Raw genomic sequence first — 15,218 nt, 5'->3', positions numbered from 1 at the left:
GGAATAGCTGTGTGCGCTGGTGATGTTAGGCTGGTAGCCGCACCAGGTGTCCCCTTGTTGGATGCGTGCTTGTCAGTCACACATCGCTGCACCACGACTCACCTCGTGAGGCGTGAGCGCCGCAGTGGCCTCCCCGAATCCGTCGCCGCCGAATGCTCCATATTCGGATGGGGCAACGCGAGGCGGCGTTTGAGGAGACATGCTCGTTCGAATTACCTCGACATCTGGTTGCCGGTAGCAATCCGGGGGGTGTCCTCCAAGCCCCACCGTCGGCGAATCTCGATGGTGACGGCAAGGATGTGCCCTTCTCCGACAGTGGCGGCGGCCTCCACGGGCCGTCGAGGATCGCGACGTGCAACCCGACCCGGTCTGTCCCTCCGGGTCGATCGCACCACCGGGACGATTGGCTGATCATGGCCACGCCCGACCCCTGGGAAGGACCCATTTAGTGAGCGACACCACCGAACTCCTCTCCGACGCCCCCGGCACCCCGGTGGCCGGTGACACCCCCACCCGCCCCGCGGCCAAGCCGCGCCGTCGCTCCGGCACCGGCCTGTCCGCCATGGTGCTGCCCGAGCTGCAGGCCATGGCGTCCGGTCTCGGCATCAGCGGGACCGGGCGGATGCGCAAGAGCCAGCTCATCGCCGCCATCCAGGAGAAGCAGGGCGTCTCCGCCGAGAGCGCCCCCGCCTCCACCAGCGCCGCCGAGGCCCCCGCGGCTCCGGTCGTCACGGCCGAGCCGGCCGCCGAGCGCCCCGCCCGCAGCCGCCGGGAACGTTCCCGTGCCGCCGCGGCCGAGACCGCGCCCGCGGCCCCCGCGCCCACCGCGGCTCCGGCGGCTCCGGTCGCCGAGCAGACGGCTCCCGAGCCCGTGGCCGCGGCCGCTCCCGTCGTGGAGCAGCAGGCGAACGAAGGCCAGGCCGCCGAGGGCCGCGCCGAGCGCGGGGAGAGCCGCCGTGAGCGCCGCAGCCGCGGCGAGCGTGGCGAGAGCCGCCGTGAGCGCGGCGAGCGTGGCGAACGCGGTGAGCGCGGCGACCAGCGGACCGCCGACGGCGGCCAGGGCCGCGACCGTGACGGCCGGGGCGACCGCGACAGCCGTGACGGCCGGGGCGACCGCGACAGCCGGGGCGACCGCGGTGACCGCGGTGACCGCGGCGACAGGGGCGCCCAGAACCGCGGCGCGCAGGACCGTCAGGACCGTCAGGACCGTCAGGACCGCGGTGACCAGCACGGCGGCGACGACGACGACCGCCGCGGGCGCCGCGGCCGGTTCCGCGAGCGCAACCGCCGCGGCCGCGACCGCTTCGACGGCAACGAGCCGGTCGTGAGCGAGGACGACGTCCTCATCCCGATCGCCGGCATCCTCGACATCCTCGACAACTACGCGTTCGTGCGCACCAGCGGCTACCTCCCCGGCGCCAACGACGTCTACGTCTCCCTGGCCCAGATCCGCCGCAACGGCCTGCGCAAGGGCGACGTCATCACCGGCGCCGTCCGGCAGCCGCGCGACGGCGAGCGCCGCGAGAAGTTCAACGCCCTGGTCCGCCTCGACACCGTCAACGGCATGGACCCGGAGCAGGCGCGCCAGCGCCCCGACTTCAACAAGCTGACGCCGCTCTACCCGCAGGAGCGCCTGCGGCTGGAGACCGAGCCGAACGTCATGACCACCAGGATCATCGACCTGGTGTCGCCGATCGGCAAGGGCCAGCGCGGCCTCATCGTCTCGCCGCCGAAGGCCGGCAAGACGATGGTGCTCCAGGCGATCGCCAACGCGATCACCCGGAACAACCCCGAGTGCCACCTGATGGTCGTCCTCGTCGACGAGCGTCCGGAAGAGGTCACCGACATGCAGCGGTCGGTGAAGGGCGAGGTCATCCACTCGACCTTCGACCGTCCGGCCGAGGACCACACCACCGTCGCCGAGCTCGCCATCGAGCGGGCCAAGCGCCTGGTGGAGCTGGGCCACGACGTGGTCGTCCTGCTCGACTCGATCACCCGCCTGGGCCGCGCGTACAACCTCGCGGCGCCCGCCAGCGGTCGCATCCTGTCCGGCGGTGTCGACTCGACCGCGCTCTACCCGCCGAAGCGGTTCTTCGGCGCCGCCCGCAACATCGAGAACGGCGGCTCGCTGACGATCCTCGCCACGGCCCTCGTCGAGACCGGATCCAAGATGGACGAGGTCATCTTCGAGGAGTTCAAGGGCACCGGCAACATGGAGCTCAAGCTCAACCGCTCCCTGGCCGACAAGCGGATCTTCCCCGCGGTGGACGTCGACGCGTCCGGCACCCGCAAGGAGGAGATCCTCATGTCGCGGGACGAGCTGCAGATCGTCTGGAAGCTGCGGCGCGTGCTGCACGCCCTGGACATGCAGCAGGCCCTGGAGCTGCTCCTGGAGAAGATGAAGGAGACGAAGTCCAACGCGGAGTTCCTCCTCCAGGTGCAGAAGACGACGGTCAACTCCGACCGCGACTGATCACCGGCCTCACCCGTCGTACGGCGAACGCCCCGGCCCCCGTGGCCGGGGCGTTCGCCGTTTCCGGCCACCCTCCCGCGGGCGTCGGCCGTCCGCCCCCGCGCCCGCGTCCGCGCACCCCCGCGCCCCCGCGCCCCCGCGCCCGCGCCCCCGCGCCCCCGCGCGCGCACCCGGGCACGCGGTCCGGCCCGACGCGTCCGGGCGCAGCCGGGCACCGGTCGCCCGGGGCCGGGGACGTGGCGGTTCCGCCCCTTGTGCGTCCGGGACCCGGCGTGTATCCATGGCGTGATGACGCCTGTACGCTCCGTCCCGCCGCGTCCGCGCGGCGCCGCCGAATCCGCTCCGGAGGGCGGGGTCCGGGCGTGGACCGCGACCGGCGGTCCGGCGCACCGAGCCGGAGGGGGCGCATGACCGTCGAGACCACGACCGGGCGGACCGCGCCCGCGCCGCCGCGCGGGCGGACGCCCCTGGGGCCGTACGGGCCGCTGGCACTGCTCACCGACCCGATGACCTGGCGGGCCGTGCCGTACCTGCTGGTGAACATGTTCTACGGCCTGGCCTTCTTCGGCCTCCTGTCGTTCGCCGTCCCGGCCGCGTTCGCCCTGACGGTCGTCGGAGTGGGGGTGCCGCTGCTAGTGCTCCTCATGGTCGTGTGGCGGGCCGTGGCGATGGCCGAGCGCCGCCTGCTCCGGCTGGCGTTCGGGGTCGTGATCGCCGACCCCTACCGGCCGTCCGCCGGGGGCGGCCCGCTGCGGCGCTGGCGGGAGATGGTCGTCGACCCGGCGACCTGGAAGGACCTGCTGTACCTGCTGCTGCTGCCGCCGATCGGGTTCGTGGAGCTCGTCGTCTCGGTGGTGCTGTGGACGCTCGGGGCGGTCCTGCTCGTCGCGCCGCTGCCGCCGCTGTTCGGCGGCGCGCCGCTGAAGGTCACCGACGGGCTGCTGGTGGACGACTGGGCCAAGGCGCTGGCGTGCCCGCCCGCCGGGCTGGCGGTCCTCGTCGCGGCGCTCTACGCGACCCGCGGGCTGGCCTGGCTGCACGCGCTGCTCGGCGTCGCGCTGCTCGGCGCGGGCGAGAAGGAACTGCTGGCCGCGCGGGCGGCCCAGCTGCGGACGAGCCGGGCCCGCGGGGTCGACGCCGCCGAGGCGGAGCGGCGCAGGATCGAGCGCGACCTGCACGACGGCGCCCAGCAGCGGCTGCTGACGGTCGCCATCGACCTGGGCCGGGCCCGGGAGAGACTGGACCGCGACCCCCGGGAGGCGGAGGAGCTCCTGGCGCGGGCCCACGAGGGCGCCAAGACCGCCCTCGCGGAGCTGCGGGACCTCGCCCGGGGCATCCACCCGGCGATCCTCACCGACCGGGGACTGGAGGCGGCGCTGTCGTCCCTGACGGCGCGGGCGCCGGTGCCGGTGCGCCTGTCGGTGGAGCTCGACGGGCGCCCGCCCGCCGCGGTGGAGAGCATCGCCTACTTCGTGGTGTCGGAGTGCCTGGCCAACGTCGCCAGGCACGCGTCGGCCACCGAGGCGTCCGTCCGGATCGGCCGCCTCGGCGAGAGGGTGGTCGTCGAGGTGCGCGACGACGGCGCCGGCGGCGCGGCGCCCCGTCCCGGGGGCGGGCTCGCCGGCCTGGCCGACCGGGCGGCGACCATCGACGGCGTCCTGACCGTGGACAGCCCGCCGGGAGGCCCCACGACGGTCCGCGCGGAGCTGCCGTGCCGATGGTGACCCTCCGGGCCACGCGAGTGGTGATCGCCGAGGACTCGGTGCTGCTGCGCGAGGGGCTCGCCCGGCTGCTGGCCGACGGCGGGATCGAGACCGCCGGGACGGCGGGGGACGGTCCCGGCCTGGTGGCGGCGGTGGCCGAGTACGACCCCGACATGGCCATCGTGGACGTGCGGATGCCGCCGACCCACACCGACGAGGGGCTGCGCGCGGCCCTGGAGGTCCGGGCGCGGCGGCCCGGCCTGCCGATCCTGGTGCTGTCGCAGTACGTCGAGGAGCGGTACGCCGCCGAACTGCTCGGCGGCGGCGCCTCGGCGGTCGGCTACCTCCTCAAGGAGCGGGTCGCCGACGTGGCGGAGTTCCTCGACGCGGTCCGCCGGGTGGCGTCGGGCGGCACGGTCGTCGACGCCGAGGTCGTCGCCCAGCTCCTGGGCCGGCACCGCCCCGGCGACCCCCTGGCGGCGCTGACCGCCAGGGAACGGGAGGTCCTGGCCCTGATGGCCGAGGGCCGCTCCAACGCGGCGATCGCCGTGCGCCTGGCCGTCACCGAGGGGGCGGTGGAGAAGCACATCTCCGGCATCTTCTGCAAACTGGGCCTGGACCCGGCACCGGACGACCACCGCAGGGTCCTCGCGGTCCTGGCCTACCTGGGCCGGTGAGCGGAGCCGGCGGACAGGGGCCGGAGAACCGGTGGACGAGGGCCGGAAGGCCGTCGGGCAGGGGCCGGAGGGCCGGTGCGCGGGGGCCGGGGGGCCGCCGGGGAATGTCTTGTGGCCTGGGATGGTTGGAGCATCTGGCACACTGGTAGCCGAACCGAAGCGGTTCCGGTTCCCGCCTGCGCGCGTCCAGTGTGCTCACCGCGCGCGAAGCCCATCAGGCGAAGGACAGTGGCGACCCGGCGACCGCGCTCTGGAGAGGAAAGTAAGCGATGAAGCCCGACATCCACCCGGACTACAACGTCACCGAGGTCACCTGCACCTGCGGTAACACCTTCACCACCCGCAGCACCGCCAAGAACGGCGTGATCCACGCCGACGTGTGCTCCGCCTGCCACCCGTTCTACACGGGCAAGCAGAAGATCCTGGACACCGGTGGCCGGGTGGCGCGCTTCGAGAAGCGCTTCGGCAAGAAGACCACGGGCCAGTAGCCCACCCCCGACGCCGGCCCGGAACCGCCCGCCTCCACCGAGGGCGGGCGCGCCCGGGTCGGCGTTCGTGGTGATGAGGCACGTCACGAAAGGCCCCGCAGGAAGGACGCACGGTGAACATCGACGAGCTGCTCAGTGAGTACGCCGAGCTGGAACTCAAGCTCGCCGACCCCGCCGTGCACGCCAACCCCACCCAGGCGCGCACGCTCAGCCGGCGCTACGCCGAGCTGACCCCGATCATCGCCGTCAGCCGGGAGCTGGAGAGTCTCCAGGAGGACCTCGCCACGGCCCGGGAGCTGGCCACCGAGGACCAGGCGTTCGCCGAGGAGGCCAAGGAGCTGGAGGCCCGCGTCCCGGAGCTGGAGGACCGCCTCAGGCACCTGCTCGTCCCGCGCGATCCCAATGATGACAAGGACATCATCATGGAGATCAAGGCGGGCGAGGGCGGCGAGGAGTCGGCCCTGTTCGCCGGCGACCTGCTGCGCATGTACCTCCGCTACGCCGAGCGCGCCGGCTGGAAGACCGAGATCATCGACGCCACCCACTCCGACCTCGGCGGTTACAAGGACGTCACGGTCGGCCTCAAGGCCAGGGGCGACGAGGGCGTCTGGTCCAGGCTGAAGTTCGAGGGCGGCGTCCACCGCGTCCAGCGGGTGCCGGTCACCGAGTCCCAGGGCCGCATCCACACCAGCGCGGTCGGCGTGCTCGTCTACCCCGAGGCCGAGGAGGTCGACATCCAGATCGACCCCAACGACCTGCGCATCGACGTCTACCGCTCCAGCGGCCCCGGCGGGCAGAGCGTGAACACCACCGACTCCGCCGTCCGGATCACGCACATCCCGACCGGCGTGGTCGCCTCCTGCCAGAACGAGAAGAGCCAGCTCCAGAACAAGGAGTCGGCCATGCGCATCCTGCGGGCGCGCCTGCAGGCCATCGCCGAGGAGGAGGCCAACGCCGCCGCGATGGCCGAGCGCAAGTCCCAGGTCCGCACGGTCGACCGCTCCGAGCGCATCCGCACCTACAACTATCCCGAGAACCGAATCTCCGACCACCGCGTCGGCTTCAAGGCCTACAACCTCGACCAGGTGCTGGACGGTGATCTCACGGCCGTCCTCCAGGCCCTGCTCGACGCTGAGATGGCGGAGAAGCTCGCCGCCCACTCATAGAGCGCCCGATGACCTTTCTGCTGGACGAGATCGCCCTCGCCACCGCCCGGCTCGCCGAGGCAGGTGTGCCGTCGCCGCGCACCGACGCCGAGGAGATCGCCGCTTTCGTCCACGGTGTACGGCGCAGCGAGCTGCACACCGTCTCCGACGCGGAGTTCGACGCACTCTTCTGGGAGGGCATCGCCCGCCGTGAGGCCCGCGAACCGCTCCAGCACATCACCGGCCGGGCCTACTTCCGCTACCTGTCCCTGGAGGTCGGGCCGGGCGTCTTCATCCCCCGCCCGGAGACCGAGGTCGTGGCGGGCTGGGCGATCGAGCGGCTGCGGGAGATGGACGTCGCCTCACCGGTGGTCGTCGACCTCGGCACCGGCTCCGGCGCCATCGCGCTGTCCATCGCCCAGGAGATCGCACTGGCCACGGTGCACGCGGTCGAGGTCGACCCGCACGCCTACCACTGGGCCAAGCGCAACATCCTGGAGCACGGCCAGGGGCGGGTCCACCTGCACCCCGAGGACCTGGCCGACGCCCTGCCCGAGTTGAACGGCCGGGTCGACCTCGTCATCTCCAACCCGCCCTACATCCCGCCGGGCGCCGTCCCCCGCGACCCCGAGGTGCGCGACTACGACCCCAGGCGGGCCCTGTACGGCTCGGGCGGCGACGGCCTCGACGAGGTCAGGGCGGTGGAGCGGACCGCCAGGCGGCTGCTGCGGCCGGGCGGGTTCGTCGCGGTGGAGCACGCCGACGAGCAGGGCACCGCGGTTTATCTGATCTTCTCGGAGGACAACGGCTGGCGCGACGTCCGCAGCCGCCAGGACCTCACCCGCAGGGACCGTTTCGTCACCGCTCGGTTCGGCCAGGAGTAGGCCGGGAATTCGGCCGGGATCCGGCCGGGAATAGGATGGGTCGCCGTGAGCCGCCGTTATGACTGCACAGACACCGAGCAGCGGGCCGCGGGCCTGACCGACGCGGCGTCAGCCGTACGGCGGGGCGAGCTCGTGGTGCTGCCCACCGACACCGTCTACGGCATCGGGGCCGACGCCTTCACCCCGGCCGCCGTCACGTCGCTTCTTTCGGCCAAGGGCCGTGGCCGCGACATGCCCGTGCCCGTCCTCGTCGGCACCGTGCGCGCCGCCTCCGCCCTGGTGGAGAATCTCGGCCCCTACGGCCAGGACCTCATCGACTCCTTCTGGCCCGGCCCGCTGACCCTGATCTGCCGGGCCAACCGGTCGCTGTCGTGGGACCTGGGCGACGCCAAGGGCACCGTGGCGCTGCGGATGCCGCTGCACCCGATCGCCCTCGACCTGCTCAAGGAGACCGGCCCGATGGCCGTCTCCAGCGCCAACCGCTCCGGCGCCCCGCCCGCCACCACCGCCGCGGACGCCGAGGGACAGCTCGGCGAGTCGGTCGCGGTCTACCTCGACGGCGGACCGTGCGCCGACGACGTGCCCTCCACCATCCTCGACCTGACCACGGCCGTTCCCCGGCTGCTGCGCCAGGGCGCCCTCCCGGTGGGCAAGATCCGCGGTGTGATCGGCTACGTCGCGACGGACGCGGAGCCCGACTCCGCGGGCTGATCCGCCGGATGCTCACGGTCCGTGCCGTGAGCCATGCCGTCTGATTATCACCGTGACGCCGGGCGATCTCCCCGGTACCTTGAAGTGGGCCGACACTTCTGGGAGACGTCCATGGGCAAGTTCGACGGAATGGACCCCGAGCTGGTCCGCGATCTGCTGTCCGAGGTGCGTCAGGCGGCCGAGCAGATGCGGGCCGTCGAGGGCAGGGTCACCCGGCTGATGAGCGCGGCCGGTCTGTCCTCGCAGTCCGCCCACCGCCCGGCGCAGGTGGCCGACTCCGGCGAGAAGATGGTCCGTGACGTCTCCGCCCGCGTGGCGCTGCTGGAGAAGAAGATCAAGCAGAGCACCGGGCACGAGGTGGGCCCCAAGGCCGCGGCCCCCAAGCCGGACACCGAGCCGTCGAAGGCCGACGACCGCGCCCCGGAGAGGCCGAAGGCCGAGGACCTCACACCGGCCGTTCCCAAGGACGGCGGCGGCCCGGACGCCAAGCACGACTCGGGCTCCGACGCCAAGAAGGACTCGGACACCAAGCACGACACGGGCTCGGACGCCAAGAAGGACTCGGACGCCAAGCACGACACGGATGCCAAGAAGGACGCCGGTCCGGAGGACAAGCAGGAGGTCCGGCGGGACGCCAAGGTCGAGGACAAGCCCGAGACCGGTTCCAAGGGGGACGAGACCGCCCCGCGCCGGGACGGCCCGGCGGACGCCCGGCACGACACCGGTTCGGACGCCAAGCATGGCTCGGACGACAAACAGGACACCGGCTCGGACGGCAAGCACGGCTCAGAGGACAAGAAGGACGCCGACTCGGACGCCAAGCAGGAGGTCCGGCGGGACGCCAAGGTCGAGGACAAGCCCGAGACCGGTTCCAAGGGGGACGAGACCTCCCCGCGTCGTGACGCCCCCGCCCCCGACACCTCCGCGCGCCGGGACGACCCGGCTCCGGACACCTCGGCCCGCCGCGACGACTCCGTCCCCGACACCTCCGCGCGCCGGGACGGCTCCGTCCCGGACACCTCCGCGCCTCGTGACGACTCGACCCCGGAGTCGCCCGGCGGGCGCTCCGACGGGAAGATCGAGATCGTCTCCATCGGAGACCGCGACGCCGGGCAGGATCCCGGCGGTGACGCCGGGGCCAAGCAGGACACCGGTTCCAAGGGCGACGAGCGCTCACCCAGAGCGGACCAGACCGGGACCCAGCAGGTCGGGACGGGCCAGCAGACGGCCGACCAGACCGGGACAGGCCAGCAGACGGCGGACCGGACCGGGACCGGGCAGGGGACGTCCGGTGCCGACATCCTGGACACCCCGCGCAAGGACCACCCCGACGACATCGACCAGAGCGACCCGAGGCCGAAGGTCGTGTCGGTGGACGGCGTGAAGGTGCTGCAGATCCCGCTCAACCCGCCCACCGCCGCCGAGGTGACCGAGCTGCTGAACAACGCGGGGGACGTCCCGCCGGCCGACATGCCCACCGTGAACGGCGCCCCCGACCCCGCGGGGGCGCCTCCGGCTCAGGACGCCTCCCAGAGCGTTCCCACGGCACAGGACGCCGCCCACACCGCCTCCCAGGGCGTCCCCACGGTCCAGGGCGCCGTGGACGCCCCCGTCGCGCAGGGAACCGCGGACGCCCCGGCCACCGGGACGCCGGCCGCGTCCGGCGGCTCCGGGGCCGCGGAGGTCCCGCTCGACCGGCCGGGGCAGGTCGAGCCGCACGGGCCGGTGCGGGACGTCAAGCCCGCCTTCCCCGTCCCGGACACCGTCGAGCCCGTCCCCGAGCAGGAGATCCAGCCGCCGGGCACGGGCGGGGAGCCGGCCTCCGGGCAGTCCGGCGCCCTCCGCTCCGACGGCTCCGCCGCGCATCACGCGGCGCGGCACCCCTCCGACGCCGATGGCTCCGCCGCGAACCACGTGGTGCGGCACCCCTCCGACACCCCTGACACCCCTGACACCCGGAGCGCCGGTACGGCCGGCGACGCCGTACCACGGCAGGCCCCGCCGGTCGCAGGAGCGGCGGGCGGCGGTGACGTGGTCTCGGTGCGGGTGGTCCCGCCGGACCCGGACGTCCTGGCGGCGCTCGTCGGCGACGCGCGGGACGTCGAGCCGATGGACATGCCGAGCGTGCGGGTCCCCGACGGCGAGGTGTGGGGCGAGGGGGCGTGGAGGCCCATGAACGTCGGGCCGGACGGCCCGGCGGGTGACCTGGACCCGGGAGACCCGCTACGGCCGATACCGCCGCCCGGCGACGAGCGGCAGGGCGGACGGTGACCGTGAGGAGCGTGTAGATGTACGTGGACCCGCCCGCGCCGCAGCCCATGCGTCAGGGAGAGACCCCTCCGGTCTCCCCGACCCCCGGCCTGCCGACCCCGGGCACGGCGACCGCCTGGGAGTTCAACCCCGACTACCAGAAGCTGGTCACGCTGTGGCGGGAGGTGCTCCCCCTGCTCGACACGATGGCCACCAGCCTGGACAAGGCGTACCGGATGGCCAGGAGCGGGGACGTCTGGGACGCGCCCGTCGCCGAGCGCTACGTGCAGGACATGACCGAGTGGCGCAACCGCCTCGGCCTCTACCGGCAGGCGATCCTCACCTCGATCAGCGACCAGGCGGCCGACACGCCGAGATGGGTGCCCGCCGACGTCGGGGCGCCGCACGCGTTCTCCTGACAGCCGGAGGCCCGGTCGGGACGGGCGCCCGGCCCGGCGGCGGGCCGCGCCCGATCCGGCGAAAGGCCCGTGCCTGACCTGGGACGGGAAGGTGGCTGGACTTAGAGTGGGTTGAGTCACCGTCCCGGGGATGTGAGCCATGGACGACGCAGATCCGTACTACGGCCCCGACTTCGGCCTCCTGCGGAGGCAGGACCCAGAGGTCGCGAGCGTCCTGCTGGACGAGCTCGACCGGCTTCGCGGGGGCCTCCAGCTCATCGCCAGCGAGAACTTCACCTCGCCCGCGGTGCTCGCCGCCCTCGGCTCGACGCTCACCAACAAGTACGCCGAGGGGTACCCCGGCAGGCGCTACTACGCCGGGTGCGAGGTCGTCGACCGGGCCGAGCGCCTCGCGATCGACCGGGCCAGGCGGCTCTTCGGCGCCGACCACGTCAACGTGCAGCCCCACTCGGGGGCGTCGGCCAACCTCGCCGCCTACGCCGCGCTGCTCCAGCCCGGTGACACCGTCCTGGCCATGGCGCTGTCGCACGGCGGCCATCTCACCCACGGCTCCAGGGTCAACTTCTCCGGCCGGTGGTTCGACGTCGTCGCGTACGGCGTGCGCCGGGACACCGAGCTGATCGACTACGACGAGGTCAGGGAGCTGGCGCTGCGGCACCGGCCCAAGATGATCATCTGCGGGGCCACGGCCTACCCCCGCGCGATCGACTTCGCCGCCTTCCGCGGGATAGCCGACGAGGTGGGCGCGTGGCTGCTCGCCGATGTCGCGCACACCATCGGGCTGATGGCCGGCGGCGTCCTGCCGTCGGCGGTGCCGTACGCCGACGTGGTCACCTTCACCACGCACAAGGCGCTGCGCGGGCCGCGGGGCGGCGGGATCATGTGCACGGAGGAGCTGGCGGCCAGGATCGACCGGGCGGTCTTCCCGTTCGTCCAGGGCGGCCCGCTCATGCACGCGGTGGCGGCGAAGGCGGTGGCGTTCGGGGAGGCGCTCCGGCCGGAGTTCGCCGGCTACGCCCGGCAGGTGGTGGCCAACGCCAGGGCCCTGGCCGACGGGCTGGCCGCGGAGGGCATGCGCCCGGTCGCCGGGGGCACCGACAGCCACCTGGCCCTGATCGATCTGCGCGGCACCGGGATGTCCGGCGCCGCGGCCGAGGCGCGGTGCACCGCGGCGGGCATCACGCTGAACCGCAACGCGATCCCCTACGACCCCGAGCCGCCCACGGTGACGTCCGGCGTCCGGGTCGGCACCCCCTGCGTCACGACGCAGGGGATGGGCGCCGAGGCGATGAAGGAGGTCGCCTCGATGGTGGCGCAGGCCGTCCGGAACCCGGACGCGGCGGGAGAGATCAGGGCGCGGGTGACGGAGCTCGTGCGGGAGTACCCCGCATATCCCAGCGAACTGTGAGGGGTTCTGTACCCTTTTCCGGTCACAGCCGGTCGTGGCATCCGCGAAACTAGGTCCGTGCGCGAGTATCTGTTCATGGCGCTGGTGGCGGCCGCGGTGACATACCTGCTGGTGCCCCTGGTCCGCGTGTTCGCCATCCGCATCGGCGCGATGCCGGAGGTCCGCGACCGAGACGTGCACACCATCCCGACGCCCCGGCTCGGCGGTCTGGCGATGTACGGCGGGCTCGTCGCCGGTCTGCTGGTCGCCAGCAACCTCCCGTACGCCGGGGGCAAGCTGGCCGAGGGCAAGACCGTCATCGCGCTGATCGCGGCGGGCGGTCTCATCACCCTGACCGGCTTCCTGGACGACTGGTGGGGGATGGACGCCCTCATCAAGCTGGCCGGGCAGATCGGCGCCGCCGGGGTCCTGGTGGTGTTCGACGTCAGCCTGCCGTGGCTGCCGCTGCCCGACTCGCTGGGCGGTCAGGTCATCCTCGACTCCACGCTGAGTCCGTTGATCACCGTCATGGTCGTGGTGGTCATGATCAACGCGGTGAACTTCGTCGACGGCCTCGACGGGCTGGCGGCCGGGATCGTCGGCATCGCCGCGATGGCCACGTGGAGTTACTCGGTCGTGCTGTCGAAGGACTACGGCAACACCAGCATCAACGTGACGGCGGCGATCGCGGCGGTGCTCATCGGGGTGTGCCTGGGCTTCCTGCCGCACAACTTCCACCCGGCCAAGATCTTCATGGGCGACACCGGGGCGATGCTGATCGGTCTGGTCCTCGCCTCCACGATGATCACGATCACCCCGCTCGACTCCGAGACCTTCGCGGTCAACAGCTTCCCGGTGATCCTGCCGCTGGTGGTGCCGGTCGCCATCCTGGTGCTGCCGCTGCTCGACCTGATCATGGCGGTCATCCGGCGCACGTCCAACGGGCTGTCGCCGTTCGCGCCCGACCGGGGGCACCTGCACCACCGGCTGCTGGACATCGGCCACTCCCACCGGCGCAGTGTGCTGCTGATGTACGCCTGGACCTTCCTGTTCGCCTTCGCCGTCGTGGCCATGGCCGCGTGGGGTGTGCCGCTCCTGCTGTTCCCGCTGGTGGTGCTGCTGGCCATCGGCGTACTGGTGATGATGGCACTGCCGCGCTGGCGGGCGCGCCGGGGCGGCGGGGGGGCGGCGCCCGCCGCCGGGCACCACGACCGGCCCGACGCCGGGCCGGGCGGCCCGGACGGCGGCCGGGCCCGCCCGCTCCCGGGGGAGGCGCCGGGGCTGCCGCCGGAGATGCCCGGCCCCCGGTCCTCCGCCGCGGGGGACGACACGGCCACGCTGGCGGTGCTGCCCGACATCTCGCTCACGGCTCCCGGGCCGGGCGTCCCGGGTCCTGAGACGAGGCGCTGATCATCTCGCGTCCACTGCTTGATCGTTTACTTGAAACGGCAGGTAAAGGCGCTCTTCCATGAGCTTGTGATAGCTTTCACTAGCAGCCGCCGAATTGGACGCGACCTGTAAGGTACCAATCGCTCGCTTGATAACCACCCACCTGGAGCGCTGATGCAGGACAACGATCTCCGGATCCTCAGGGCCGCCGCGATTCCCACGGCCCTGGTCGGTCTGGTCGCCGTCGTCGTCGCCGCGCTTCTCGCGGGAGGGCAGGGGGCGCTGGGGGCCGGCGTCGGCGTCCTGGTGGTGGCGGCGTTCTTCACGATCAGCCTGGTCGCCGTCGCCTACGCGGCGCGGATCTCGCCCACGATGATGATGGCCGCGGCGATGGGCAGCTACTTCGTCAAGATCCTCATCCTGGCGGTGCTGCTGGAGGTCTTCTCGGACTCCACCGTGTGGAACCCGAGGGCGTTCGCCCTGACGGTCATCGCCTGCACGATCTGCTGGACCATCGGCGAGGCGCGCGGGTTCCTGCGGCTGCGCATGCTGTACGTCGACCCCGACACCAAGGTTCCTGGCCAGTACCAGGGAGGCAAAAGGTGATATTTCGCCTTTCGCTACCCGGGTCCCCTAGACTCGCTGCGACAGACGGGACGGAACGGGTCGCCGTCGGACGCCTGCGGGGGAGGGCCTCCGGAGGTTGGTTCGATATGACTAGTCAGAGTCGCGCCTGCTATTGTCGCGTGCGCGATAAACGAAGGTAGGGGAATGACCGCCGGAGCCACAGAGCCCTGGCCTCTCCGCCCTTTTCCACGTTCCTCGTCCGGCCGGTCCGCTCTCGGCGTGATCCGCTGGATGGCCTTTTGACCAATCACCACGACGAAGGGAACGCCGAGTGAGCGCCGCGCTGACGCCTCTCGCCTCCGAGGAGTTCCAGGCTCCGGGGCTCGGCATATTCGACTGGCCGCCGCTCGTCCAGGGTCAGGCCTGGTTCAACAAGCCGGCCCTGCTCGCGCTGATCGGCTCGCTGCTGGTCATCGTGCTCGTCTACGCCTCCTTCTCCCGTCCGAAGCTGGTGCCGAGGGGCATGCAGAACCTCGGCGAGATGGCCTACGAGTTCGTCCGCGAGCAGGTCGCCCGGCCGAACCTGGGCAAGGACAGCGACCGGTGGATGCCGCTGCTGTTCACCATGTTCTTCTTTGTGTGGATCATGAACCTGTTCGGTTCCGTGATCTTCATCCAGTTCCCCGTGATGTCGCGGATCGGCTACCCGGCGATCCTCTCCCTCGGGGTCTGGGTGCTGGTGATGTACCTCGGCATGAAGCACCAGGGACCGGTCAAGTTCTTCACGAACGTGATGTTCCCCCCCGGCCTGCCGAAGTGGATCTACGTCCTCGTCGCGCCGATCGAGCTCATCTCGACCTTCTTCCTGCGCCACATCACCCACGCGGTCCGGCTCTTCGCCACCATGATGGCCGGCCACCTGATCATCGCGCTGTTCTCCGAGGTCGGCTGGCACTTCCTGTTCGTCCAGCTCACGCCGCTCGGCGCGCCGCTCGGCGTGCTCGGCGTCATCATGACGATCCTGCTCACCGCCTTCGAGCTGTTCATCCAGGCCCTGCAGGCGTACGTCTTCGCCCTGCTGACCGCGATGTTCATCAACGACGCGCTGCACCCGGCGCACTAAGA

13 protein-coding genes are annotated in these 15,218 nt (G+C 72.3%); all 13 read left to right on the top strand.

The genetic code is table 11. From position 1 onward, the window contains the following. The first annotated feature begins 448 nt into the window (after window positions 1-448). Entirely contained in the window at window positions 449-2,473 is a 2,025-nt protein-coding gene (gene rho / locus HDA43_RS08730) for a transcription termination factor Rho (RefSeq protein WP_179819233.1), read from the top strand. A gap of 407 nt (window positions 2,474-2,880) precedes the next feature. Then, entirely contained in the window at window positions 2,881-4,197 is a 1,317-nt protein-coding gene (locus HDA43_RS35840) for a sensor histidine kinase (protein ID WP_179819232.1), read from the top strand. Next, window positions 4,191-4,853 carry a response regulator transcription factor gene (locus HDA43_RS08720; protein WP_179822976.1) on the top strand — a complete coding sequence of 221 codons (663 nt, stop codon included), beginning with the start codon at window positions 4,191-4,193 and terminating at the stop codon, window positions 4,851-4,853. Before HDA43_RS35840 ends, HDA43_RS08720 begins: the two co-directional genes overlap by 7 nt. Before the next feature lie 269 nt (window positions 4,854-5,122). Continuing rightward, window positions 5,123-5,341 carry a 50S ribosomal protein L31 gene (rpmE, locus tag HDA43_RS08715; RefSeq protein ID WP_179819231.1) on the top strand — a complete coding sequence of 73 codons (219 nt, stop codon included), beginning with the start codon at window positions 5,123-5,125 and terminating at the stop codon, window positions 5,339-5,341. A gap of 113 nt (window positions 5,342-5,454) precedes the next feature. Continuing rightward, window positions 5,455-6,507 carry a peptide chain release factor 1 gene (prfA, locus tag HDA43_RS08710; protein ID WP_179819230.1) on the top strand — a complete coding sequence of 351 codons (1,053 nt, stop codon included), beginning with the start codon at window positions 5,455-5,457 and terminating at the stop codon, window positions 6,505-6,507. Window positions 6,508-6,515: 8 nt separating this feature from the next. Continuing rightward, entirely contained in the window at window positions 6,516-7,370 is an 855-nt protein-coding gene (gene prmC / locus HDA43_RS08705) for a peptide chain release factor N(5)-glutamine methyltransferase (RefSeq protein ID WP_179819229.1), read from the top strand. Between the two features lie 45 nt (window positions 7,371-7,415). After that, window positions 7,416-8,081, top strand: coding sequence for an L-threonylcarbamoyladenylate synthase (locus HDA43_RS08700; RefSeq protein WP_179819228.1), 666 nt, complete (start codon window positions 7,416-7,418; stop codon window positions 8,079-8,081). A gap of 111 nt (window positions 8,082-8,192) precedes the next feature. Continuing rightward, the gene (locus tag HDA43_RS08695; protein ID WP_179819227.1) at window positions 8,193-10,352 is read left to right on the top strand and encodes a hypothetical protein; all 2,160 of its coding nucleotides are present in this window, start codon (window positions 8,193-8,195) and stop codon (window positions 10,350-10,352) included. 17 nt (window positions 10,353-10,369) lie between these two features. Further along, window positions 10,370-10,750: a hypothetical protein gene (locus tag HDA43_RS08690; RefSeq protein ID WP_179819226.1), complete on the top strand. Its 381-nt coding sequence runs from the start codon at window positions 10,370-10,372 to the stop codon at window positions 10,748-10,750. Window positions 10,751-10,889: 139 nt separating this feature from the next. After that, window positions 10,890-12,158: a serine hydroxymethyltransferase gene (gene glyA / locus HDA43_RS08685; protein WP_179819225.1), complete on the top strand. Its 1,269-nt coding sequence runs from the start codon at window positions 10,890-10,892 to the stop codon at window positions 12,156-12,158. A gap of 57 nt (window positions 12,159-12,215) precedes the next feature. Beyond that, window positions 12,216-13,547: a glycosyltransferase family 4 protein gene (locus HDA43_RS08680; RefSeq protein ID WP_179819224.1), complete on the top strand. Its 1,332-nt coding sequence runs from the start codon at window positions 12,216-12,218 to the stop codon at window positions 13,545-13,547. Window positions 13,548-13,700: 153 nt separating this feature from the next. Further along, window positions 13,701-14,132, top strand: coding sequence for a Cg1360 family ATP-synthase-associated protein (locus HDA43_RS08675; protein WP_179819223.1), 432 nt, complete (start codon window positions 13,701-13,703; stop codon window positions 14,130-14,132). Window positions 14,133-14,424: 292 nt separating this feature from the next. Then, complete coding sequence (gene atpB / locus HDA43_RS08670; RefSeq protein ID WP_179819222.1) at window positions 14,425-15,216, top strand: F0F1 ATP synthase subunit A; 792 nt, start codon at window positions 14,425-14,427, stop codon at window positions 15,214-15,216. Window positions 15,217-15,218: the final 2 nt, after the last annotated feature.

The organism is Streptosporangium sandarakinum (assembly GCF_013409935.1).
In the GTDB taxonomy this organism is placed as follows: Bacteria; Actinomycetota; Actinomycetes; order Streptosporangiales; family Streptosporangiaceae; genus Streptosporangium; species Streptosporangium nondiastaticum.
Note: the sequence above shows the minus strand (reverse complement) of the source record. Positions and strands in the feature narration are given on the sequence as shown.

Excerpts from the sequence above, each read along its gene's own strand:
- HDA43_RS35840 (WP_179819232.1), top strand. The coding sequence starts at position 2,881 with ATGACCGTCGAGACCACGACCGGGCGGACCGCGCCCGCGCCGCCGCGC.
- HDA43_RS08720 (WP_179822976.1), top strand. The coding sequence starts at position 4,191 with ATGGTGACCCTCCGGGCCACGCGAGTGGTGATCGCCGAGGACTCGGTG.
- rpmE (WP_179819231.1), top strand. The coding sequence starts at position 5,123 with ATGAAGCCCGACATCCACCCGGACTACAACGTCACCGAGGTCACCTGC.
- prmC (WP_179819229.1), top strand. The coding sequence starts at position 6,516 with ATGACCTTTCTGCTGGACGAGATCGCCCTCGCCACCGCCCGGCTCGCC.
- HDA43_RS08695 (WP_179819227.1), top strand. The coding sequence starts at position 8,193 with ATGGGCAAGTTCGACGGAATGGACCCCGAGCTGGTCCGCGATCTGCTG.
- HDA43_RS08690 (WP_179819226.1), top strand. The coding sequence starts at position 10,370 with ATGTACGTGGACCCGCCCGCGCCGCAGCCCATGCGTCAGGGAGAGACC.
- glyA (WP_179819225.1), top strand. The coding sequence starts at position 10,890 with ATGGACGACGCAGATCCGTACTACGGCCCCGACTTCGGCCTCCTGCGG.
- HDA43_RS08675 (WP_179819223.1), top strand. The coding sequence starts at position 13,701 with ATGCAGGACAACGATCTCCGGATCCTCAGGGCCGCCGCGATTCCCACG.